Annotated in this window: 22 protein-coding genes and 3 tRNA genes; 12 read left to right on the top strand and 13 right to left on the bottom strand. The window is 54.5% G+C overall.

All coding sequences use genetic code 11. From position 1 onward, the window contains the following. Positions 1–71 precede the first annotated feature (71 nt). The gene (locus TH2_RS19250) at positions 72–905 is read left to right on the top strand and encodes a type 2 periplasmic-binding domain-containing protein (RefSeq protein ID WP_157194268.1); all 834 of its coding nucleotides are present in this window, start codon (positions 72–74) and stop codon (positions 903–905) included. Positions 906–1,008: 103 nt separating this feature from the next. Here TH2_RS19250 and TH2_RS19245 read toward each other — a convergent pair whose 3' ends face one another. From TH2_RS19245 to TH2_RS19200, 10 genes are all read right to left on the bottom strand, one after another. Beyond that, positions 1,009–1,923, bottom strand: a complete 915-nt coding sequence (locus tag TH2_RS19245) for a type 2 periplasmic-binding domain-containing protein (protein WP_008892120.1) — start codon at positions 1,921–1,923, stop codon at positions 1,009–1,011. A gap of 202 nt (positions 1,924–2,125) precedes the next feature. Continuing rightward, complete coding sequence (locus tag TH2_RS19240; RefSeq protein ID WP_008892119.1) at positions 2,126–3,562, bottom strand: hypothetical protein; 1,437 nt, start codon at positions 3,560–3,562, stop codon at positions 2,126–2,128. After that, positions 3,559–5,163, bottom strand: a complete 1,605-nt coding sequence (locus tag TH2_RS19235; RefSeq protein WP_008892118.1) for a GMC oxidoreductase — start codon at positions 5,161–5,163, stop codon at positions 3,559–3,561. The genes TH2_RS19240 and TH2_RS19235 overlap by 4 nt, the downstream gene beginning before the upstream one ends. After that, positions 5,163–5,621 carry a hypothetical protein gene (locus tag TH2_RS19230; RefSeq protein WP_157097797.1) on the bottom strand — a complete coding sequence of 153 codons (459 nt, stop codon included), beginning with the start codon at positions 5,619–5,621 and terminating at the stop codon, positions 5,163–5,165. Before TH2_RS19230 ends, TH2_RS19235 begins: the two co-directional genes overlap by 1 nt. Continuing rightward, on the bottom strand, positions 5,618–6,313 hold the full coding sequence (locus TH2_RS19225) for a phytochelatin synthase family protein (protein WP_008892116.1): 696 nt from the start codon (positions 6,311–6,313) through the stop codon (positions 5,618–5,620). The genes TH2_RS19230 and TH2_RS19225 overlap by 4 nt, the downstream gene beginning before the upstream one ends. Beyond that, positions 6,313–6,651, bottom strand: a complete 339-nt coding sequence (locus tag TH2_RS19220) for a c-type cytochrome (protein ID WP_040824718.1) — start codon at positions 6,649–6,651, stop codon at positions 6,313–6,315. The genes TH2_RS19225 and TH2_RS19220 overlap by 1 nt, the downstream gene beginning before the upstream one ends. A 2-nt stretch (positions 6,652–6,653) precedes the next feature. Then, positions 6,654–8,186 (bottom strand): multicopper oxidase family protein, encoded by a 1,533-nt coding sequence (locus TH2_RS19215; RefSeq protein WP_008892114.1) that lies wholly within the window; start codon positions 8,184–8,186, stop codon positions 6,654–6,656. Between the two features lie 403 nt (positions 8,187–8,589). Beyond that, complete coding sequence (locus tag TH2_RS19210; RefSeq protein ID WP_008892113.1) at positions 8,590–10,161, bottom strand: SpoVR family protein; 1,572 nt, start codon at positions 10,159–10,161, stop codon at positions 8,590–8,592. Continuing rightward, positions 10,158–11,495 (bottom strand): YeaH/YhbH family protein, encoded by a 1,338-nt coding sequence (locus TH2_RS19205; RefSeq protein WP_008892112.1) that lies wholly within the window; start codon positions 11,493–11,495, stop codon positions 10,158–10,160. The genes TH2_RS19210 and TH2_RS19205 overlap by 4 nt, the downstream gene beginning before the upstream one ends. A 179-nt stretch (positions 11,496–11,674) precedes the next feature. Beyond that, on the bottom strand, positions 11,675–13,618 hold the full coding sequence (locus TH2_RS19200) for a PrkA family serine protein kinase (RefSeq protein WP_008892111.1): 1,944 nt from the start codon (positions 13,616–13,618) through the stop codon (positions 11,675–11,677). 616 nt (positions 13,619–14,234) lie between these two features. Between TH2_RS19200 and TH2_RS19195 the strand changes: the two genes are divergently transcribed. After that, entirely contained in the window at positions 14,235–14,573 is a 339-nt protein-coding gene (locus tag TH2_RS19195; RefSeq protein ID WP_008892110.1) for a rhodanese-like domain-containing protein, read from the top strand. An 80-nt stretch (positions 14,574–14,653) separates the two neighbouring features. Here TH2_RS19195 and TH2_RS19190 read toward each other — a convergent pair whose 3' ends face one another. After that, complete coding sequence (locus TH2_RS19190) at positions 14,654–15,256, bottom strand: TetR/AcrR family transcriptional regulator (RefSeq protein ID WP_008892109.1); 603 nt, start codon at positions 15,254–15,256, stop codon at positions 14,654–14,656. Positions 15,257–15,399: 143 nt separating this feature from the next. On the opposite strand from TH2_RS19190, the gene TH2_RS19185 reads away from it, so the two are divergent. The 8 genes from TH2_RS19185 to TH2_RS19150 all read left to right on the top strand — a co-directional run bounded on the left by TH2_RS19185 (position 15,400) and on the right by TH2_RS19150 (position 21,592). Continuing rightward, on the top strand, positions 15,400–15,804 hold the full coding sequence (locus TH2_RS19185; RefSeq protein ID WP_008892108.1) for a RidA family protein: 405 nt from the start codon (positions 15,400–15,402) through the stop codon (positions 15,802–15,804). Between the two features lie 136 nt (positions 15,805–15,940). Continuing rightward, entirely contained in the window at positions 15,941–16,495 is a 555-nt protein-coding gene (locus TH2_RS19180) for a helix-turn-helix domain-containing protein (protein ID WP_008892107.1), read from the top strand. Between the two features lie 14 nt (positions 16,496–16,509). Continuing rightward, complete coding sequence (locus TH2_RS19175) at positions 16,510–17,064, top strand: GNAT family N-acetyltransferase (protein WP_008892106.1); 555 nt, start codon at positions 16,510–16,512, stop codon at positions 17,062–17,064. Between the two features lie 301 nt (positions 17,065–17,365). Beyond that, positions 17,366–18,355 (top strand): TRAP transporter substrate-binding protein, encoded by a 990-nt coding sequence (locus tag TH2_RS19170; protein ID WP_008892105.1) that lies wholly within the window; start codon positions 17,366–17,368, stop codon positions 18,353–18,355. A 165-nt stretch (positions 18,356–18,520) separates the two neighbouring features. Further along, the gene (locus TH2_RS19165) at positions 18,521–19,009 is read left to right on the top strand and encodes a TRAP transporter small permease (RefSeq protein WP_008892104.1); all 489 of its coding nucleotides are present in this window, start codon (positions 18,521–18,523) and stop codon (positions 19,007–19,009) included. Further along, complete coding sequence (locus tag TH2_RS19160) at positions 19,006–20,277, top strand: TRAP transporter large permease (RefSeq protein ID WP_008892103.1); 1,272 nt, start codon at positions 19,006–19,008, stop codon at positions 20,275–20,277. Before TH2_RS19165 ends, TH2_RS19160 begins: the two co-directional genes overlap by 4 nt. Before the next feature lie 6 nt (positions 20,278–20,283). Then, positions 20,284–21,168: an isocitrate lyase/PEP mutase family protein gene (locus TH2_RS19155; protein WP_008892102.1), complete on the top strand. Its 885-nt coding sequence runs from the start codon at positions 20,284–20,286 to the stop codon at positions 21,166–21,168. A 16-nt stretch (positions 21,169–21,184) separates the two neighbouring features. Then, on the top strand, positions 21,185–21,592 hold the full coding sequence (locus TH2_RS19150) for a GFA family protein (protein WP_008892101.1): 408 nt from the start codon (positions 21,185–21,187) through the stop codon (positions 21,590–21,592). Positions 21,593–21,652: 60 nt separating this feature from the next. Here the strand turns inward: TH2_RS19150 and TH2_RS19145 are convergent. Both TH2_RS19145 and rlmB read right to left on the bottom strand, forming a co-directional pair. Continuing rightward, positions 21,653–21,729, bottom strand: a tRNA-Thr gene (locus TH2_RS19145). Positions 21,730–21,837: 108 nt separating this feature from the next. Further along, positions 21,838–22,710 (bottom strand): 23S rRNA (guanosine(2251)-2'-O)-methyltransferase RlmB, encoded by an 873-nt coding sequence (gene rlmB / locus TH2_RS19140; RefSeq protein ID WP_008892100.1) that lies wholly within the window; start codon positions 22,708–22,710, stop codon positions 21,838–21,840. Between the two features lie 194 nt (positions 22,711–22,904). Here rlmB and TH2_RS19135 point away from each other — a divergent pair. Together TH2_RS19135 and TH2_RS19130 are read left to right on the top strand one after the other, a co-directional pair. Then, positions 22,905–22,989, top strand: a tRNA-Tyr gene (locus tag TH2_RS19135). A gap of 36 nt (positions 22,990–23,025) precedes the next feature. After that, positions 23,026–23,099 (top strand) — tRNA-Gly (locus tag TH2_RS19130). Positions 23,100–23,220 lie beyond the last annotated feature (121 nt).

The raw sequence follows: 23,220 nt of genomic DNA, 5'->3' as shown, positions 1-23,220 counted from the left end.
AGGGTAAGCTTCTGATACTTCGGGGAATAGTTGCAGGCGGAATGGTTTCATTGTTCAGATGTTTGTACGGGGTGGCTGTCCTCCCCCTGATGCTGGTGCGGCCGGTTGCTGCCGAAACACTTACACTGCCCTTGCCGGCTGGTCGCGAAACGCATTTTGCGTTTGAGTCCGGTTTGCTTGAACTGGCATTGCAATACGCGCCCGGTGATCACAGCCTTGAAATTATTTCCCTGGAAGGTCTGTCGCAAAAGCGCATGTTCAACATGCTTGATGATGGTCAGGTCAATGTTCTCCTTGCCGGGTATAGTCGTGAAGCTGAGGCTGATTTGCTGCAAATCGATTATCCCCTGACCAAGGGGTTGCAAGGATATCGGCTATTCATCACCCGTGAGGACACATTTGAAGCAGTTGATGACGTGGCAAACCAGGATGATTTGAAAAGTGTCTGCATCGGGTCCGGGAACTCCTGGGTTGATACCCTCATTCTCGAACATGCTGGTCTTTGTGTGGTTGGTGGGCCGGGGCACAATCTTTATACCATGCTCGAAAACGGGCGGTTCGATGTCATGCACCTGGCACTTCATGAACTCAGAACAAAGAGCGTCATGAACCTGCTCCGTCAACATGGCCTGATGGTCTATCAGAACCTGTTGGTGCGCTATCCGTATGATTTCTATTTTTATGTTCGCCGCGACAGCAAACCCCTTCATGATCTGATCGAACAAGGGTTTCAGGCGGCGACAGAAAACGGCGCGATCGACAAATATTTTCAGGCACACCCCGGAATTGCCTACGCAACCCGGTTCCTGCACGACCATCCAGATTTGCGGATCATTGATCTTGGTAACCCGGAAATGACAGAGCATAACAGCGCCGACATTCACCGATACTGGCTGGAAAATTAAACCGATTAAGGATCATTGCCTGATCCAAATAAGATTATTCCGTTTTGAGAACGAAAAATCTGCATATGCAGTAAATCGGATATCGTGTTGATAAATATCGGATTTACATCTGGTCCCGGGGTTCATAGCCAACGTCATCATCATACTTCCGCTGCACAATGTTTTCCCAGAGTGCCGGGTCAATGTCGCGTGACTTCTTACTCATATCTGGATTCTCAATCCGCAGAATATGTGTGTTCGGCGCTTGGAGCGTTTCAAGTGCATGGCGAAGATCCGGGTTGGACAAAAAATGGCGCATGAAATCGCCTGTGTGATAGGCGCGTAAAAGCCCTTGGGTCAAAATACGATGCAATCGCTCATTGTTGCGATTGACATAAATAAACAGATCAAACGGATAAGCCAGAACCGTCGATGTGCTGAGAACGACGTCAGGGTGCTGTTGGCGGATCGTGTCGATTTCTCGGAAACCTTCGTGCACGGCGCGGCTTAAAAGATCAAATCTCTTATTGGCCAGCATCGCCCACAGTTGGTCACGTGGTGCGCGATCTACACAGAAACCGTTTTTTTCCATAATGCTGGCATCGGGCCAATCTGATCCGGTGCCGATGCAGAACTTTTTCAATTGCTCAAGAGACTCAACCTTCTCCAGAGTCGGCAGATTGTCGGCCTGCGTCAAGAAAATGCGATATCCCAACAAACCGCGCGTCATCGGGAAGTCGACTTGTAAAAACTTGGTTTCCCTCTCAACGCTGTACCCGGTGAACATGACATCGACCTGTCCTTCAAGCATCATGGAACTGATGCGGGCCTGAGTCATGGTAGGAAATTCTTCGATCACAAGTCGGAAGTCGCCATCGGCATGCTCAAGTGCGAGCTCGATAACACCGAACTCGTATTTGAAAAACTCAACCGCACCGGTCGGGAAGGCCATGCGCACGATTTCTTCGCCCCGTGCGGGTGGGGCGGTAAATGAAAACATGACGGCAGATATCAGCAATACCCAAAAGCGGTTTTGCAATCTGTTGCTCCTTGAGCCCGCGAAGAAATAAGCATGACAACCATAAACTGATATTGTGTCTTGCCGATGCCTTTGAAAGGGTCATGGTCGCCAGAGCGCGAACAAAGCTAAGCTTTGCCTCAATTAGGAAGTCTTGTAATGGCTTAGTTCCCCGCAGGCACGCCAAAGGCGCGCCAATTACGATGACTGTTGTCCTCCTGAGTCAGGCGGCAGAAGTTTTTTGTGTTTTCGGTGCAAGCCAGCGCCACGCCATAAGCGTGGTGGCCAGCAACACAGCACTTACCTGTACGACAAAAACCATCTGATAGGCGGCTGTGACGCCAAGCCCTGCCAGTTTTGAAATCTGGAACGTGATTTCAAGAATCTCGATCCCGACTTCTGTACCAAACATGATGACAAATGCCGGGGCCAGCGTGATCAGCTTGTTACCATTGGCCGATGCGATTACAGCACTAACCACAATTGTGGTGGCAATCCCGATCCCGATGCTTGAAAGCATCTTGGTCCAATAGAACAGGGCGGCATCCGTTGCGGGGTAGGGGTAGAAGATCGTCGCAACCGACGCAACGATCAGACACGGAATGGCAAGCAGCCAAAGTCGTTCGCGCCAGACCGGGTTACGTGCAATCAGGGCCCCGGCGGCAAACACCATGATCACCTGGCTGGCCGCGCCAAGGGTCGCGCGATCATCAATCAATTCTGACGAACACAAATGCCGCACAAGATATGCGGTGTCGTAAACACCAGTGGTCGGGATTTCGAGGATGAATAACACCACCAACAGGAAAATCGCATCAGACGGCAATTTGGTGTCGTGCGGCACTGCCGATTTCACACTGAAATACAAAACGGCCGACAAAACAAGGAAAGCCGACATCAGGCCAAACCCTGTCAGGCTTTCAACACCAAGGAAGCTGTTGGCGGTTGTCCATGCTTCGAAAATGATGACAACCGAAAGAAACAGACCGATCAGTTTCCAGTTCGGCGCCTGTTTTGTGCCGGTATTGCCGGTGGTCGTTGGCGTGGCAGCTCCATCGGCGGTGCCCATCACCATCGGCATGATCAACAAGAACAGCAAAGGCATCACGGCCAGGATCAGGAAGTAATTTCCGGTGCCGACATCAAAGGCGACATATTTAACCAGCTGTGGCGCAATCAGAAACGCCATCGGCTGGGCGGCGGTCCACACCGTCGTCAGCATCGATTTCTCGCGATCCGTCTTGGCCTGGCTGATCGCAAGCTGTGCCAGGGGTGCAAAGAACGAAATCGCAAAGCCACCCATACAGAAGCTGGCCAGAACAATGATTTCGCGCACGGAAAGGGCCGGGTCCCAGTGCATGGTAAGGCCAACGGCGGCATAGCTGGCACTGGCAACGATGGCGGTGGCAAGGCAGACCCTGCGCGCCGTGTGACTGTTTATCACAAAGGGCGCGATGGCGAGTGCCATGACGGCACCGCCAATCAGGACTTCAATCAGAATGTCGGTGCGTTCGACCGAAATGTTCAGGAAGCTTGCAAACTCGCCCTGGGAGACGGAAACGGTCATGGTTGCGACAGATCGCATTCCGTTGCCCAGAAGAACGAACAGGGCAAGAAGCCCTGTTTCGATCAGGATCAGTTGTTTGAGTGGTGTATTCATTTGGTCAATGCAACGGCCATATGATCAGCCGCACGGATCGCCAGTGCGGCAATGGTCAAGGACGGGGCATTGACCGGTGTTGTTACATGCGAACTTGATCCCAGAATATAAAGATTGCTGTGATCATGCGCGACAAGATCCGCATTCACGACCGATGTTTTCGGGTCCGAGCCCATGATCGTGGTTCCACCAATAATCGCATTCGACAGATACGGTTTATCGGTCTGTATGTCGGCCACACCAAGGGTGGCAAAGATCTTGCGATTGACCTCGAGCGCATTTGCCAATCCCTTTTTGGTGTAGTCATCAAGGGTAAAGGTCACCTTCGGGCGCGGAATGCCCGAGCTGTCCTTTTCATCGGCAAGCTCCACCCGGTTGTTCCAGTTTGCCAAAACCTCGGCCGAGCTGTTTAACCGCAGATGTCGGGAAATCTGATCATTGATTGCATTGGCCAGTTCCTGACCAACCATGCCCTTTTTAATCAGATCCTTCGCCAGATTGGTGGCATCGGAATTGCCCGACCATCCATCATTCATGAAGCTGGTCCCCACGGCGGCATAATCGGATCGGAATTGACCATCACGCAATTCTACCAGACCACCGGTCTGCTGTGGGCCGCGATAGGGGAAGATTTGCTCATTAAGCATGCCCCAGCTGTCTTGGTTGGCTTGCGTCAAAAGATTACGTCCGACTGCATCGGAACTGTTGGCGACACCCTTGGGGGCATTGTCCTGTGCCGAGTTCAAAAGAAGGCGCGGGTTTTCAATCGCGTGACAGCAAACGGCAAAGTATCTCCCGGTTACCCAGAATTCCGACCCGTCGGGTTTGCGGACCTTTACACGGCTGATCTTTTGATCATCACCGACCTCGACAAAGGTGACCAATGCTTCGGTCTCAACCCGGACACCAAGGTCCTCAGCCTTTTGGGCGTGAACCGATGCGTCATATTTCGCGCCAATCGGGCAGATCGGCACACAGGTATTGTTGCCGCAACAAACCGGGCGCTTGTCGTAAATCTCGGAATTGCGGGCATGGGAAAACGGGGCTGAATGCAGGCCCAGTTTATCCAGTGCCTCGGTAACCTTCTGATCCATATAGCTCATCGGGATCGGTGGCATCTGATAGGGGGCACCATCGCGTGGGGCGCCCCACGGATAGTTCGGATCCCCCGCAACACCCCAGCGTTTTTCAGCTTCGATGTAATAGGGCACCAGAAGGTCATAATTGATCGGCCAATCGCGTGACACGCCATAGGTCGACTTCATGGTGAAGTCATGCGGGCGCAACCGATCGGCAAAGCCGGTCCAGTGCCAGGTCGTGCCGCCAAACAAACGCAGATACGCACCGATAAACTGATCGGGGCCACCCTGAACGTAGAAGTCGTTATACTTCCCGTCTTCGGGGTGCGGCGCATAGGGTTCTGACGGATAAGGCGACTGAGGTCCCTTGACCGGGTTTTCATAGAAGGTTTTCAGGTTCACAGCACGGGAACGTTTCGGCCCTGCTTCGAGCATGATGACATCAATGCCCTTTTGCACAAGGCTATAGGCCAGATGCGATCCGGCCATGCCCGATCCGATGATGACGACGGTTGCTTCCATCACATATCCCCCGTGACCGGATGGTGGGCCCAATGACCAAAGGCTGGGCCGCCACAGGTTCCCGGTGCTGTGGCAAAGGTCAGGGATTTCCAACCAAGGCACCAAGGGTAATAGATCGCCTTATAGGCGCCATCGCGCATCACTTCGCCGGTATAAAGCAGACGGGCAACGAAGGCGGCCTGTTCCTGAATTTCCGGGCTGGCTTGTTTGATGCGTTCGGCAATCGCACCGGTACGCAGCGCATAAACAAATTCACGCTGGGCCGCCGCACCGTAGGTCGTAAGGAACTCGTCATTGGCGGCATCCAGAAGATGATCCGAAATATCGGGAATGCCGCCAATCTGACGCACAATGTCATAGAACACCGCATTGCTGCCCAGTGCCTGCGCGCGGGTGGCTGCGGGGGCCAGTGGCAATAACGAGATTGACCCTAAAAGGGCGCGTCGTGAAATCTTCATTTGCTTACCACGACAAGGCCGCGTGCCTTGTTCGATCCGCTATCAATCGTTGCCATGGCGGTGCGCAGGTCTTCGATGGTCATCCAGACCGGCGGGTATTTGTATTTGGCAACATCAAGAACGAGTACGCGGTCGGTATCCTCGTCATAGGCGGCGATCGGCGAAACGTGCCCGTCACCGACCTGACCAATCGGCTTGCGCGAATAGTTCGCCACCAGTCGCATGTTCGGGTCGGCAAGTGCAGCCTTGATGGTGTCGCGCAGCCATGCTTCATCAAAGTTATTGGCGTGGTGGTATTTGGCCTTCACGCCCAGATTTTCAAAGAAGGTGGCAATCTGGCTAAGGATCAGGCCGTCATGCTCCACCATGGCATAGGATTTGACCTTCTGGTTTTCCGGGGTGAACACCGTTTCCTGGGTAAACAGGCCCCACGGATACAGGCGATAGGGCTGCGGGCGTTCGACACCCAGGCTGTTCATGGTCGCGGCAATACTGGCCGGGCCACAGAACGTCAGGATGTGTTCGCTTTCAAGATAGCTCGCCAGTTCGAAATAGGGGCCGGTAAATTCGGCATCCATGAAAATCTCGGTGCCCTTGTCATCGGTCAGATAAATCAACTCATCTGCCGATGCGTGCATCATCGGGGCGGCCATCATCAGACCGGCAAGTGCAGGAAGCATAAGACGTTTCATTATTGTGTCCCTCCGAACCAGGTGGCGATGGCTTTGATGTCCGCATCGCTCAGGTCTTTGACGATTTCATGCATGACAAGCGCCTGACCACCGGTGCGGCGACCTTCCTGATAGGCGCGAATGGCGTTTTCAAGATAAAGCGGCTGTTGACCCAACAAGATCGGAACATCCTTAAGAGCCGGATTGCCGTTGGTGCCGTGGCACGACAGGCATTGCGAAGCTGCGGTTGGCATCGCATCCGGTTTGGCATCATCGGCCTTGGCATCTATCACGGAAAAGGCGGCCCATGCGATCATGATGGCCGCGGTGAAGCTGGCGGTGTGTGCAAAGGATCGCATCATCATACCTCGATATTGACGTTGATCATCATGCCGGTGTCTTCGTGCGGCAGGATGTGGCAATGCATAACGTAGCGGCCGGTAAAATCGACAAAGCGGGTCCGGAATGTCACGGTTCCCGCCGCCGGAACGGCAATGGTGTCCATCCAGGGTTTGCGTTCATCCGGTTCACCGTTGATCGAGACGACCTGAAACGGGTTCACGTGGATATGCAATGGATGGGGGAAGGGTGTGGTGTTGATCAGCGTCCATTCCTCGACCGCGCCGAGTTTGGCGACCACGTCATCACGCCTTGGATCAAATCCCTGACCGTTGATGGTAAATTCGGTGTCGTCAAAGAAGCCCGACACATCCTTCACACCCAGAACGAACTTGCGCCTGTTGGTGACTTCGTCATCGGAGATGTCGGTCAGAATCTCGTTCTTCGGCAGGTCACCCGTCGGAATTGATTTGCCGAATTTGACATCCTTGCCAACGCGCGGATCATCGGCCGCAATCACGATGATATCGGCAAGATGTTCTTCGGGCAGGCTTGCCTTGCCCTGCATGAAGGCCGGACGGCGCAGCGCATAGGTGCCGGTTTTAACACCCTTGATCAAAAGGTTCGCGCGGTTGCCCGGTGCCAGCAGGAATTCTTCGGTTTCCTCTGCCTTGGGCAACGGGTTGCCATCCAGACCAATCAGATGCATTTCCATGCCATCTGCGCGCAGCGGGATGAATTGCGCGTCGCCCGCGTTCAGCAATCGCCAATGCTGAACTTCGCCTTTGCGGATATAGATTTTCGGGCGGTATTGACCATTCACAAGGAAGTCGCGTTCGGCATCCAGCGGCCAGATCGGCTTTTCACTTTCCAGCAACCCGTCAATGCCCGGGATCGGTGCCTGAAGCACAAGAACGCGTTCAAGGGCAGCAGCGATTTCTGGGACTTCGTCAAGCGTGCCGCCAATGATCGCCATGCCCGCCGCACCCGATGCAACCTGTGCCGAAACCGATCCGTGGCGATGCGGGTGATACCAGTAATTGCCCGCTGGGTGATCAACCGGCAACTTCACGACATAGTTAAAGCTCTGCCCCGGTTCGATCTGCAAATAGACGTTATCGCTGTTGCCGCGCGGGCTGACATGGAAGCCGTGATAATGGACGTTGGTGGTGTTAAACCGGTTGGGCACATTGGTGACCACGTCCTCGCCCGCATCCTTGTTGGGCGGCATGCGGTTTTCAAACGCCAGTTCCAGTGTATCGCCGGGTTTCATGCGAATGGTCGGGCCGGGAATGGATGCGTTGAAAATGCGAAGCTTGGCAGGCCCGCTTGGCAGCGAATAGTCGCTGGCATCCATAAAGAAATCGGCCTTCAGGCGCCCATCAACCGAATGGATTTCCATCGGGTTGGGCAAATCGTCTGTGATGCCGATGGGGGATTGGCTTGCGATTGTTTCCATCGCATTCGATGGCGAAACAAGCCAGGGCATTGGCGCAATGCCTGCAGCAACGGTCGCTGCAGCCGACCCTTTCAAGAGTCCGCGACGCGTGATCATAATGTGGTCTCCCTCAACGTGCCGGAATGCGGTCCCCCGGCGCGGCAGATGCTCAGTATTATTCTTGTACCCCATTAGGGTGGGGCTGATTACATCGGAAAGATAAAAGCTTGGCCGCCAAAGCGATGTGCCAACCGTGACAGACGCCTGATTTGGAACGATTATTCTTTCAAACTCCCGTGACGCTATTGTACCGCAATTGACCGATCTATCAATTCGGAGTTGCTCGATAATGCATGACGGTTCAATGAAGACGGAAGTCCGGGCAGTGGGAATAACAGGCAACGTAATGAAATCATTATCCATCGCCTGATCGGTTCGGCTTTTTCCAAACCCGAAACAAAAAATCCGCACCCATTTGGGCGCGGATTTCAAAGGTCTGTTTTTTGCCCGAAGGTCGTGGTTAGTTACCGACCAGATCATCCGGTGTGTAATTCATCTCATGCAGGATTTCGCCGCTTTCATAATCGACGGCCTGCAAGGTAACGCCATAGCCCCACAACTGCCCTATATAGCCAAGCGTCATTTCCGCTTCCGACTTTTCAAGGCGGATGCCTTCATGTTCGGTATGCTGAATGTAAAGCTGGCGGTTGCCACGGATATCGACATCGACCACCTGCATGTCGGGCTCACGAACAGAAATGTCATGCATGCGCGCCAAGGACCGGCGCACCTTGCGATACCCATTATCATCATGGATGGCCGCGACTTCGAGATGCGGTGATGAACTGAGATCATCGATCATGAACATCCGCATGTCGCGCATCACCTTGGGGGACAGGAATTGCAGGATAAAGCTTTCATCCCGGTAATGCGCCCACGCTTCCTTAAGGGTCTCGACCGGCTCATTGTTGCCGGCAATATCGGGGAACCATTTATGGTCTTCCTCGGTCGGATCAACACAGATGCGGTGGATGTCCTGCATCATCGCAAAGCCAAGCGCATAGGGGTTAAAGCCGGAATAGCGTTGATCATCATATTCGGCCTGAAACACGACGCGCGAATGGTAGTCGATGAACTCCATCATCGCCCCTTCGGAAATCAGACCCTTGTCATAAAGACTGTTCATGATGGCGTAATGCACATAACACGCGCAGCCTTCATTCATCATCTTGGTCTGTTTCTGCGGATAGAAATACTGCCCGATATTGCGCACTATGCGCAAAATCTCACGCTCCCAGGCTTGCAAGGTCGGGGCATTCTTTTCGAGGAAATAAAGCAGGTTTTCTTCCGGCAAGCCGAACTGCGCGCGGCGTTCCTCGACCCGCATCTTGCGTTTAAGCTCGTCCATGTCCTGATCGCCCTGATCAGGTTGGGGCAGGGTGCGCCACAGATCGTTATATGTCTCGTCTTCATACTTGGCGCGTTCACGTTCACGCTTTAGCTCGGCCGCAAGATTGGGTTTTTCAGGCCGGGAATAACGGTTCACCCCCTGATCCATCAGGGCGTGCGCCGCATCGAGAATGCGTTCAACCGCGTCAAAGCCGTATCGGTCTTCGCACTTGGCGATATAGCTTTTGGCAAATTGCAGGTAATCCAGAATGCCGTCGGCATCCGTCCATTGCTTGAACAGATAATTGTTCTTGAAGAAATGGTTATGGCCAAACGCCGCATGCGCGATCACCAGCGCCTGCATAACGATGGTGTTTTCTTCCATCACATAGGAAATGCAAGGGTTGGAATTGATCACGATCTCATAGGCCAGTCCCTGATAGCCCTTGCGATACATGACATCATCGCGCACGAAGCGTTTGCCAAACGACCAGTGGTGATACATCAACGGCATGCCAATCGATGAATAGGCATCCAACATCTGCTCGGACGTGATCACCTCGACCTGGTTGGGATAGACATCAAGCTTAAGCTCATTCAGCGCGATATCCTCAATCGCGTCATAAGTGGCTTTCAATGTCTCAAAGTCCCAGTCGGCACTGGTGAAAAGAAGTTTGTCGGCGGATTTGGTCTTGGAGCTCATCGGCCTGCCTCCGCACGGTTTTTGGCAAACAGTTCTCTAAATACCGGGAAGATGTCGGCTGCCTTGGTTACCCGTTTAAGCGCAAAGCGCGGATTGTCTCTGGCAAGCGGGGCATAGGATTTCCAAAGGGCGGTTTCGCCTTCGGCGGCGGCGAAAATCTCGGCCTCACGCTCGTCAGTGATTTCGATATAGGCGTAATACTGGCACTTGGGCAAAAGATCCTGGGCCAGAAGGGCGGTGCATTTTGCCCCGTCATTGGAATAGTTATCGCCATCAGACGCCTGCGCGGCATAGATGTTCCACTGATCGGTGGGATAACGATCCACCAGCACCTTTTTCATTTCCTCGAGTGCGGTGGAAACAATCGTGCCGCCGGTTTCGCGCGAATAGAAAAAGGTTTCCTCGTCCACCTCGGCTGCGCGCGATGTATGGCGGATAAACACCACCTCGACATGTTCGTATTTGCGATGCAGGAACAGGTGAAGCAACATGAAGAACCGCTTGGCCAGCTCCTTCATCTGTTCGGACATCGATCCCGACACATCCATCAAACAGAACATCACTGCCTGTGTATTGGGATCGGGGATCTGTTGAAACTGGTTAAACCGCGTATCAATCGGATCAATGAACGGGATCGCCTTCATCCGCCGTTTGGCTTCTTCAAGATCAGCCAGCAGGGTATGAAGCGTATCCTCGTCAGTTTTGGTCAGCTTGCCATTCGGGCGTTTTTCCGCCTTGGCCTGAAGGGCTGATATCTTTTCTTCAAGTTCGCGCACCTCGGCCGTTTTCGGGCGACGCAGCCCGATGCGCCGGGCCAGCGAATTGCGCATGGTGCGCACAAGGCTAAGGTTTGATGGGGTACCCTCAACCGAAAAGCCTGCGCGCGCATTTCGAAATGCGGTGGTTTGCTTCAGGCTTTTTTTCAGAAGGTCCGGCAGTTCAAGATCTTCAAAGAAGATATCAAGGAACTCGTCGCGGGTCAGGGTGAACTGAAATTCATCCTCGCCCTCACCATCGGGGCTGGCTTGCGATCCGCCAGACCCACTATCGCCGCCTTGCGGACGGGCAATACGGTCACCCTGAACGAATTTCTTGTTGCCGGGCAGCACATAATTGCGGTTGCCGCCACGTCCCATGTGGTGAAAGCCCGGCTCCTTCAATGTTTTGCCGGGAATGGTGATCTGGTCGCCGCTGGAGATGTCGGTAATGCCACGCGACCGGATGGTGCTTTCAACCGCCTTTTTGATCTGGGCCTTTGCGCGACGCATGAAACGTTGCCGGTTGCCAAGGCTTTTGCCGGTCGGGTTCTTGCGGCGGTCAACGATATAAAGCATGGGCAGTCACATCCTTGCACGGTTCAAAAGCGCGTTGTGCAGGTCGCTTGCGCCTTGAAGTTCCGCAGGACGTGACCCGGATAAAACGGGCCGTGGCCACATCCTGCGGCGAAGAGGTAACCGGGCGGACAAGGGACAAAGCCGCCCGGTTGGGCCGGGAAAGACAGGGGGGGGGGAGCTTAACCGGCCTTATTGACGCGCATGTACCATTCGACCAGACGACGCGTCTGGCGTTCGGTATATTTGCGATCGATCATGCGTTTGACGAACTCGTTGTGTTTCTTCTCGGTCTCGCTGTCTTTCTTCGAGCCGAACGAAATCACCGGCAGCAGGTCCTCGACCTGACTGAACATGCGTTTCTCGATCACATCGCGCAGTTTCTCATAGGACGTCCAGGACGGGTTCTTGCCCTTGTTATTGGCACGTGCGCGCAGGGCAAATTTGACGACCTCGTTACGGAAATCCTTGGGATTGGCGATACCCGCCGGTTTCTCGATTTTCGACAGTTCCTGATCAATGATCTTGCGATCCAGAAGCTGACCGGTATCGGGATCCTTGAAGTCCTGATCCTCGATCCAGGCATCGGCATAGGCGACATAACGATCAAACAGGTTCTGACCGTAATCGGAATAGCTTTCCAGATACGCCTTCTGGATTTCCGCCCCGATAAACTCGGCGTAGCGCGGGGCCAGTTCGGACTTGATGAAGTCCATATAGGCCTTTTCGCGTTCTTCCGGATATTGTTCGCGCCGGATGGCTTGTTCCAACACATACATCAGATGCACCGGATCCGCCGCGACTTCATGCGTGTCGTGGTTAAAGGTTTCTGACAGCACCTTGAAGGCAAAGCGGGTTGAAATGCCGTCCATGCCTTCATCAACACCGGCAGTATCGCGGTATTCCTGCATGGATTTTGCCTTGGGATCGACATCCTTCAAGGTTTCGCCGTCATAGACGCGCATCTTGGAATAGAGGTTGGAGTTCTCATGTTCCTGCAGCCGCGAAAGTACGGAAAACTGTGCCAGCATTTTAAGGGTGCCCGGCGCGCAGGATCCATGTTCAAGCTCTGATCCTTGCAACAGCTTGTCGTAAATCATGGTTTCTTCGGTGACGCGCAGGCAATAGGGCACCTTGATCACAGAAATTCGGTCAATGAAGGCCTCGTTATTCTTGTTGGCCTTGAATGTCTGCCACTCAGCCTCGTTCGAGTGGGCAAGGATCAACCCCTGGAACGGAATGGCACCAAGGTTTTCCGTACCGATATAGTTGCTTTCCTGTGTGGCGGTCAGCAACGGATGCAGCATCTTGATCGGCGCCTTGAACATCTCGACGAATTCAAGAATGCCTTGGTTGGCGCGGTTCAAACCACCGGAATAGCTGTAGGCATCCGGGTCATTCTGGCTGAAATATTCAAGCTTGCGGATATCGACCTTACCAACAAGTGACGAGATATCCTGGTTGTTCTCATCACCCGGTTCGGTCTTGGCAATCGCGATCTGGCGCAGGCGTGACGGGATCAGTTTAACGACCGAGAATTTGGTAAGATCCCCGCCAAACTCATCAAGACGCTTGACCGCCCATGGCGACATAAGCCCCGTCAGGCGACGTTTGGGAATGCCGTATTTGTCTTCGATCGCATCGCCCATCTTGGCCGGGTTAAACAGGCCAAGCGGGCTTTCGAACACCGGGCTGATTTCATCGCCGGCCTTAAGAACATAAATCGGTTCACGTTCCATCAGCTCTTTCAGCCGTTCGGCAAGGGAACTTTTCCCCCCGCCAACCGGGCCGAGCAGATAAAGAACCTGTTTGCGTTCTTCCAAACCCTGGGCGGCATATTTGAAGAAACCGACAATGCGCTCGATGGTTTCTTCCATGCCAAAGAAATCTTCAAAGGCGGGATAACGTTTGATGGTTCGGTTCAGGAAAATGCGGCCAAGTCGGGAGTCTGTCGAGGTGTCGATCAGTTCCGGCTCGCCAATCGCTTTGATCATGCGTTCAGCGGCAGAGGCATAGGCACTTGGGTCTTCGCGACACAAATTAAGGTAATCGCGGATGGTCAGTTCAGTTTCCTGCTTTCCGTCATAGCCTTCCGCATACAGCTCGAAGATATCCTTCTCAGCCATGGCGCGGTCTCCTTTCAAACGTTATCGCACTGTCAAACTTACGTTTCCTGTCTCAATCCTGTTTTTGCGCAATTTTTGCGTTTTGCTTTTGCACGGGACGGGGCGAACCCGATCCTGATCTGGTGGCGTCGGCAGGTCTCCTGTGAAGGGACTCCGCCAGACGGTCATGAATTAACAAATGGCGTTCGCGGTTAATCTCTGGCGGATCATGCCAAACGTGTGAAAATTCGATTGTGCAGTTGCGGCGTCAGCGCCGTAGTGCAGTGTTGATCAGACTCTTTTTGGGTCCCGTTGCGGCGACCAACAAACCGACCATCAATGTGTCGGGGCAGGCTTCTGTCGAATGAATTTCAAAGTGACCTTTGAGCCTGCCGAGGCAATTTGCCCTGTTATTCAGACGTGGGAATAACGAACTGATTTCGCAAGACGATACTTCTGTCGAACATCGTAAAATCGTGTGTTCATGTTCACATGTAAGTGACCGCTCGTCCAGCTTTGATGCTGCTTTCATTCCCACAGCCTTGCACAAAAATATTTTGCATTTGCAAAATCCGCAAGCCGACAGCTATCACAAGTGGGCAGGATCGGGCCGCAAAAGCCACCAAAGGACTTCACAATGAGCGACGAAACCGTACAGTTTATCGAACCGCATGAACTTGATCGACTGATCGGCGAAGAAGCCGTCACCATTATTGATGTCCGCGAAGCCGAAGAATTTGCAACCGGCCATATTGAAACCGCGATCAATATTCCGACCTCGAACTTCGATATCCCGGCGTTGGTCGACCTGACCGATGAAAGCGATACCGACCTGGTCTTTGTCTGTGCTGTTGGTCAGCGTTCCTTTGGGGCGGCCAACGCTGTTCTGCCCCATGTCGATTGCTCCGTCAGTAACCTTAAAGGCGGCATTCAAAGCTGGACCCGTGCGGGCTTTGACCTTGAAAATGGCAAATAATCCCGACCTTCTTTGACGGGGCAGGGGCCGGAATGTGATCGCGCGTTCGATTGCGCGCGGTGGTCAAATTCACGCCACCATCATTTGGCACTGGGCGCTACCAATACGCCAGCCGCAAGGCATTCAAAGGCGGCAATTGCCTTGCCAAGGGTATCTTTCGGATCATCGCTTGCCGCGACCCAAAGGGCGGCATTCAACGCGACCCCGTTTAGCAACCTTGCCAGGGCTTCGATATCGACCGGTTTGATCGCACCCTGATCGGCCAGTTCGCTTAGGGTTGCGATTGTCGCCTGCAAGCAGCGGTTTTGGCTGGGCCACTGTGATGGATCGCCCAGAAAGGCCGGGCCATCGCGCAAAACGATCCGCTGTATTTCGGGATCAAGGGCCAGCTCGATATATGTCCTGCCCTCGGCCATCAATCCGTTCCAGCCGCCACCTGCGGCATCCCCCGCATCCTTGGCCTGTTGTGCCATGGCGGAGTCTATTTCATCGACCACAGCCGCCAGCAGCCCGCGCTTGTCACCGAAATTGTGATACAGCGCCCCGCGCGTCAGCCCCGCACTTGCGGTGAGCTCGTCCATTGAGGCTTCCGCATAACCCTTTTCGGCAAAGGCCTTGCGTCCCGCTTTGATCAATTTGATGCGGGTTTCTTCCATTTTTTCAGCGCGCGTTTTGGCAGCCATCGGGCACTCCAGTTTAACATACGTGACGTATGTGAATTGACATACGCTGCGTATGTGAATATATCTTCTTCACATACGCAGCGTATCTGAACTGAATTCGAAATACCACAGATACCGAATTTTACCCGAACAAGGAGGTCTTCATGGCCCTCGCAAACCAAGCCGTCTTTCCGCCAAACCGCCATGCGCTTTATGACGCGCATGGCTATTCCCCGGCCATCAAATCCGGCGATCTTCTCTTTGTTTCTGGCCAGGTGGGCAGTCGTGAAGACGGATCCCCGGAACCTGAATTCAAAAAGCAGGTCGAACTCGCATTCGATAACCTCAAGGCGATCCTTGCGGCCGCCGGATGCAGCTTTGATGACATCATTGACGTGACGACCTTCCACACCGACCCGGAAAACCAGTTTGAAGACATCATGGAAGTTAAGGAGGCGATCTTTGATCAGGCGCCTTACCCGAACTGGACAGCAGTCGGGGTTACCTGGCTTTCCGGTTTTGATTTCGAAATCAAGGTGATTGCACGCATCCCGGCGGCCAACGCGTGACCCAGCGGTTATTGGCAGTAATGCCCTAATGTCGACGATGAACCGGTCCTGCCAAGAAAGCAGGGCCGGTTTTTTCATCTTGACGATTTCTCATTAATGGAAAAATATCCCAAATATGAGATTAAAGGATGTCGCCATGGATGAGATTGAAACAAGACTGGCCCAACGGTTGGCCGCTTTGCGCGCCGAACGGGGGTGGTCGCTTGATGAGCTTGCACAAAAAAGTGCGGTCAGTCGCGCCAGCCTGTCGCGGATCGAAAAGGGCGAGGTCAGCCCGACTGCCAATGTGCTGGGAAAGCTGTGTGTTGCTTTTGGCGTTACCCTGTCACGCCTGATGCAAATGGTCGAAGACGATTTTGTGCCACTTGTTGTGCGTGCCGATCAGGAAGTCTGGACTGATCCTGATACTGGCTATCAAAGACGGCTGGTCTCCCCGACATCCAAACAATTGTCGGGCGAGGTGATCGAAGTCGAAATCGGCCCCAGCCAGCGCATTGAATATGACGGATCGCCGAGGGATGGGCTTGAACATCATTTGGTGATGCTGTCTGGCGCGCTTTCGATGGAAGTCGATGGCCAAACCCATCACCTGACGGCGGGCGATTGCCTGCGCTATCAATTGCGTGGTGGCAATGTGTTTCAAACGCCCCGCGATCAGGGTGCGAAATATCACCTGTTTATCATCGATTAAGCGAAAGAACCGTTATGCCATCAACGACGCACACCGCCCCCGATCTCGATATCGTCAGCCTTGATGCTGATGGCGTCACAGCGCGCCTGGATCAGTTCGCCGACATGCTGCATGCCTGCGTACATGACGGGGCCAGCATTGGTTTTATCGAACCCTTCCCGGTCGGCGAGGCGGAAGCTTTTTGGCGCGATAAAACCATCCCCGCACTTAAGGGTGGAAAACGGGTCCTGTTTGCTGCCCTTGATCAGGATCGCGTGGTCGGCACGGTCCAGCTTGATTATGACACCATGCCCAATCAGGCCCATCGCGGCGATATCAGCAAACTGATGGTGCGCCCCGATTGTCGCAGGCGGGGCATTGCCCGGCTGTTGATGCAGGCGGCCGAAAACCGCGCACGTGAACTTGGGCGAACCTTGCTGACGCTTGATACCCGAACCGGCGACAGTGCCGAGATTCTTTATACCTCGCTCGGGTTCGAGACCACCGGTGTCATCCCGGACTTTGCCCGCGATCCGGACTCCGAAAAGCTCAGCGGCACCACTGTGATGTATAAGCGCATTATCAGATAGTGTTTTGAAACGGCTTGCGATTCCCGGTTTTGTATTCAGAACGATCATTCTGGCATGCCAGACGAGACGCATGGATATTTCCATCGCAAATTATTTCAATACCGCAGTGCCGTTATCGAAGCTGTGCTTGTCGTCTGTATGTCTTCATCTTGCTGAGTTCTGGTCTTATGTGCGCCGCACTGTGAGCCGCCCGGTCAGGGTTTCGCCGTAGTCAAAACATGTTGAACACCGCCGAAAAATGGGCGCATCCTTGCCGTCCTGAATGAAGAAACAGAATAAAAGTTCTCGGAGGACGTCCATCATGAAAAAATTTGCCCTTGCTGCCGCACTGATGGCAGCCGTCGGATTTTCCGGCACGGTTCAGGCCGCAGACCTGACATTGCGTATTTCCCTGCAATTGCCGATGAAAAGCCACCTCGGTCAGAACCTTTTGATGTTCAAGAACGAGGTCGAGGAAAAATCAAACGGCGATATCGAAGTCCAGATCTACGATTCGGCCCAGCTTTACAAGGACAAGGAAGTTCCTGCTGCCGTTGGATCGGGTGCGATTGAAATGGGTGTCGCGTCGTTGACACGTTATGTTGGTGATGTCCCGGCGGTTGATATCTTCTATCAGCCGTTCCTGCTCGATACCGAAGAAAAGGTTCGTAAGGCCGTTTCCCCGGATTCCCCGGTACGTGCGCCGCTTGATGAAGCCATTGCTGAAACCGGTTCGACGGTTCTGTGGTGGCAGGCTTATGGCGGGTCGATCATGCTGTCGAACGGTGGCCCGATCAAAGGTCCGGATGGTCTGAAAGGCCAGAAAGTTCGCGTGTTCTCGAAAACCCAGGGTGATTTCATCTCCGCTGCCGGTGGTGCACCGACCCTGATTTCAGGCTCCGAGCAGTATATCGCCTATCAGCGTGGCACGGTTGATGTCGGCATGACCGGCATGTCGGGTGTGAAATCCCGTCAACTTTGGGAAGTCATGGACACCGTCACCACCACCAACGATGCCGATATCGAGTTCATCGTCGTTGTGAATACCGACTTCTGGAACGGCCTGACCGATGCGCAGCGTGACATCATTTCAACCGCGGCCATCAATGCCGAGAACGATGTGCGTGATCGCATGTCGACGATCGAGGCGGAGGCGTTTGACGAAGCCAAAGCCAACGGCATGACTATTTACACCCCGACGGCGGAAGAAATGGCTGCATGGCGCGAAGCTGCCAAACCGGTTTACGAGGCATTCCTTGCCAATACCGGTGATCTTGGCAAACAGGTCTTCGAGGCCGCCCAGAAGTTCTAAGGATTTGACGTCACCGGTCGGGTGCCATGTGCCATGCGCTGCATGATCGCCCATGGACGCCGACCGGGGCGTATTTTGATTTGTTGTCATCACCGCGCATGCTTGGGCCAGTGTCCATACCGTGTGGTGATGACGTCCTGTTTTCCAACATGCACTGTTTAAATCATGTTTGATCGATTGACGCTTATTCTTGCGTGGGTCGCGGCCATCCTGTTTGTGCTTGCTGGCTGCATGCTGACCTATGAAGTGCTGGCACGGTATTTCTTTGTGCGCCCGACCATCTGGGCAGCCGAGCTTTCCCAACTGTGTCTGATCTGGGGATCGCTTTTGGGGATGCCTTGGGCACTGGCCGCACGCCGCCATATTTCGGTGGATGCAATCACCCGTCTTCTCGCGCCCAAGGTCCAGCGCCTTGTCGAAATCATTGCCATGGCCTGCATTCTGGCCTTTTCGGTGATGGTGACGATCAAGGGCTGGGAAATCTTTTATGAAAGCTTCGAGCGCGGCCGCACCAGCGGCACCATGCTTGATCTTCCGGCATGGGTTGCTGAACTGCCTGTCGCCATCGGGTTTGCACTGCTTGCCATTCAGGCGGTGATCGAGATTATCGGTCTTGCACGCGGCAAGGATATTCCGAAAGGGGCGCACGAATGACCATCGTCCTGACCCTTGCCGCGATGTTCGCATTGCTTCTGATGCGTGTGCCGGTTGCCTTCGCGCTCGGCGGGCTTGGCCTTGCCATGCTGATCCTTGGTGGCTTTTCGCCGCTGATGGCACCACAGGCGGTTTTGTCCACGCTTGATGGGTTTATCCTGCTGGCCGTGCCGCTGTTCCTTTTGATGTCAAACATTCTGCTGCGTGCCGGTGTCGGCAATGACCTGTTTGCTGCTGTCAGTGCCTGGGTCGGCCATTGGCCGGGTGGGCTTGCGGTGGCGACCATCCTGTCTTGTGGTGTGTTTGCCGCCATTTCCGGGTCCTCGGTTGCGACGGCGGCAACCATCGGCACGGTTGCCATCCCGGAAATGATCAATCGTGGCTATAACAAGCGGTTTGTTTATGGATTGCTGGCCGCGGGCGGCACCCTTGGCATTCTGATCCCGCCATCAATCCCGATGATCATTTATGGCTTTGTCACCGAAGAATCGGTGATCTCGCTGTTTTTGGCCGGGATCGGTCCGGGCATCGCGCTTTTGGTGTTCTTTATCATCTTTTCGATGATTTACGCCCGTATGGGCGGACAGGAACTTGAACCGAAAAAAGACTGGGCCGAACGCAAACGTGCCACCATCCGCGCTCTGCCATCGGTTGTTCTGGCCGTGCTGATCATATCGGGCATCTATTCCGGGGCCTTCACCCCGACCGAGGCCGCGGCCATCGGCTTTGCCGCCGCCCTGATCATCACCGGCCCGATCATGCGGGTTCTGACTTGGGATGCGCTTAAAAAGGCGGTGTTCGATTCCATGGCAACCACGGTTGCGATCATTCTGATCATTGCCGGGGCCAAGGTCTTTGGCAAGGCGATCACGCTTTATCGCATCCCGCAGGACATCTCGGTGATGATCACCCAAGGGGTCGATACCGAACTTGGTTTCATCCTGATTGTCACAGCGGTTCTGCTGGTGATGGGGTTGGTGTTCGAAGCGCTTTCGATGGTGCTGATCATGACACCGGTTCTGTTGCCAGCCGCCCTTGCCCTCGGATTCGATCCGATCTGGTTTGGTGTTTACATGGTGATCATGGTCGAATGTGCCCTGATCACGCCACCCGTCGGGCTTAACCTTTATGTGATCCAGTCGGTGGCAAAGGCCAGACTGGGCGAGGTTGCCCGCGGTGTTGCGCCGTTCCTGCTGCTGATGTTTGCTTGTGCCGCCCTTTTGTATGTGTGGCACGATCTCGCCCTTTATATTCCCTTCAAGCTGTAAAGACCGATGAGTAAAGTAAAATCACCTGCCGATACCCTGCGCGCACTGCTTGCCACCGGTGATCTGATCACGATGCCCTGCTGCTTTGATGCGCTTTCCGCCAAACTGATCGAACAGGAAGGATTCGGTCTGACCTTCATGTCGGGCTTTGCGACCTCTGCTGCACGGATTGGCGAACCTGATCTGGGCCTGATGTCCTATGGCGAGGTCCTTGATCAGGCCCGCAACATCACCGATGCGGTATCGATCCCCGTGATCGGGGACGGCGATACGGGGTACGGCAATGCGATGAATGTCAGGCGGACCGTCACCGGATTTGCCAAGGCAGGCTGTGCAGCCGTCATGATCGAAGATCAGCTGGCACCAAAACGCTGCGGCCATACCAAGGGCAAGGAAGTCGTCGGCCGGGATGAGGCGTTTGACCGCATCAAGGCCGCCGTCGATGCCCGTGAAGCCGGGGCGGACATCCTGATCCTGGCGCGCACAGATGCCCGTCATCAACATGGCCTGACCGAGGCGATTGACCGTGCCGCAAAGTTCAAGGAACTCGGTGCCGACATCCTGTTTGTCGAGGCCCCCAAATCCCTCGATGAAATGCGCACCCTTTGTGCCGAACTTCCCGGCCCCAAGATGGCCAATATCGTGGAAGGTGGCGAAACCCCGGATCTGTCGCCCGAAGAGCTCAAACAGATCGGCTATCAGATCGCGGCCTATCCGCTATCGCTGATGGCCGCCGCCATGAAGGCCATGGTCGAATGCCTGCAAACCATGAAGGTCGGCCAGCCGCGCGATGACAAACTGATGAGTTGGGCGGACCTGCGTCAACGCATCGGTTTTGATGACTATTACGACGTTTCGGAACGCTATGCGTCGTCCAGACGCGACGGCTAGGGCAGGGGGGGTGGTCATGGCTGATAAACATCAAGGCGGTTGTCTGTGTGGGGCTGTGCGCTACGAAATCACGGGGGGTTTCGGTGCGTTCTTCCTGTGTCACTGCAAATATTGCCAAAAGGACACAGGATCGGCGCACGCAGCCAATCTGTTCTCAACCAAGGCCACGCTGTCTTGGATAGACGGTCAGGATCACATCCAGTCCTACACCGTGCCCGAAACGCGCCATCAAAAGGCGTTTTGCAAAACATGCGGCGCGGCCGTTCCCTACACGCAGATGGACGGCAAGCTGTTGGTGGTGCCGGCAGGCAGCCTTGAAACCGCGGTCTCGATACGCCCGAACGCCCACATCATGATGGGCAGCAAGGCGAGCTGGGACCACGGGCTTGATGAAATTGATCAGCTTGAAGGCCTGCCCAGATAGCATTTCGATGTAACGCCAAAAGAAAACCCCGCAGCCGATGGCTTGCGGGGTTTTCTTTAATGGTGCCGGCAGAGAGACTCGAACTCCCAACCTTCTGATTACAAATCAGCTGCTCTACCAATTATAGCTATGCCGGCGTGAGCGGCGCGAACATAATCCGGGCCGCTGATGATTGCAAGAGTTTGAAGCACGGAAATTTACATCCCGTGAAAACGCCTCAAACGCGCGTGTTCGTGGGCTGTGACCTACTTGCGATACAGCTCGTAAAGCGCGACGGCGGCTGCGTTTGAAACATTAAGGCTTTCGATGCGATCCGACATCGGAAGCTTGACCAGGAAGTCGCAGCTTTCACGCGTCAGACGGCGCAGGCCTTCACCCTCGGATCCCATCACAATCCCGACACGGCCATGCAGTTTGGCTTCGGCCAGGGTTTGTTCGGCATAGCCATCCATACCCGCCAGCCAAAAATGCGCGCCCTTAAGCTTATCAAGCGTCTGGTTCAGGTTGCCGGCATGGATATAGGGTACGGTTTCAAGCGCGCCGCTGGCCGATTTGGCAAGCACGCCGGTTTCAGGCGGGGCATGACGGTCGGGCACGATAACCGCTGATGCGCCAAAGGCCGCCGCACTGCGCAGGATCGCGCCAACGTTATGCGGGTCGGTCACCTGATCAAGGATCAGAACCGTGCATTGCTCGGAATCGCGGTGATCGGCAATCAGTTCTTCGACGGAAAGCTGGGGCAGGGGGGCGCAATGCATGGCCATGCCCTGATGCACGGTGCCCGGCGGCAGCATTTCATCAAGGTCGGTGCGTCCGGCCGAATCTACCGCGATGTCATCGCGCTCGGCATCGGCAAGGGCGGCCATGACTTCATCTCGGGTGTTTTCGGTGGCCCAGATTTTGTGAATCGTGCGCTGCGGATTGGCTATTGCCATCATCACCGGGTGACGCCCAAATAGAATCAGGCGCGAATTGCCACCCGATCCGCCACCGTCACGGCCGCGTTTTCGTCCGCGGCGCGAATTGCCTTCACGGTTTTCATCGCCTTGCGGGAGGGCATCGGGTGCCCCGTCACCTTGATGACGATTTCCTGAACGGGATTTATTGCGACGCGACATATGGCGGAAACCTCCGGGCCGTAGGGGACTGAATGCAGTTTGCTTCGTTTGATCGGCGAAACTTGGCGAACATATAGGAAAGGAAATACGATTTCGTGCTTTTTTTGCTGTTGACAGGGTAGGTGCCTTCGCCGTATTCCCTCCCTCGCCGCAACGAGGCCGGGGTCAAACCCGGATGGCGTTACGACCCTGATGGAGGGGTGGCAGAGCGGTCAAATGCAGCGGACTGTAAATCCGCCGACTTAGTCTACGCAGGTTCGAATCCTGCCCCCTCCACCACTCTCTCGCCCTCGCGAGAGCTCGCAGCATAAATATGCGGGTGTAGCTCAATGGTAGAGCAGAAGCCTTCCAAGCTTACGACGAGGGTTCGATTCCCTTCACCCGCTCCAATATTCTTATGATGCAACCCGTCGGCTCGTGCGGTGGGTTACTACGTGTTTTTTTGGTTCGGATAATAGGATCTGAGGGCAATGGCCAAGGAAAAGTTTGAGCGTACAAAACCGCACGTTA

Source organism: Thalassospira profundimaris WP0211, from assembly GCF_000300275.1.
In the GTDB taxonomy this organism is placed as follows: domain Bacteria; phylum Pseudomonadota; class Alphaproteobacteria; order Rhodospirillales; family Thalassospiraceae; genus Thalassospira; species Thalassospira profundimaris.
Note: the sequence above shows the minus strand (reverse complement) of the source record. Positions and strands in the feature narration are given on the sequence as shown.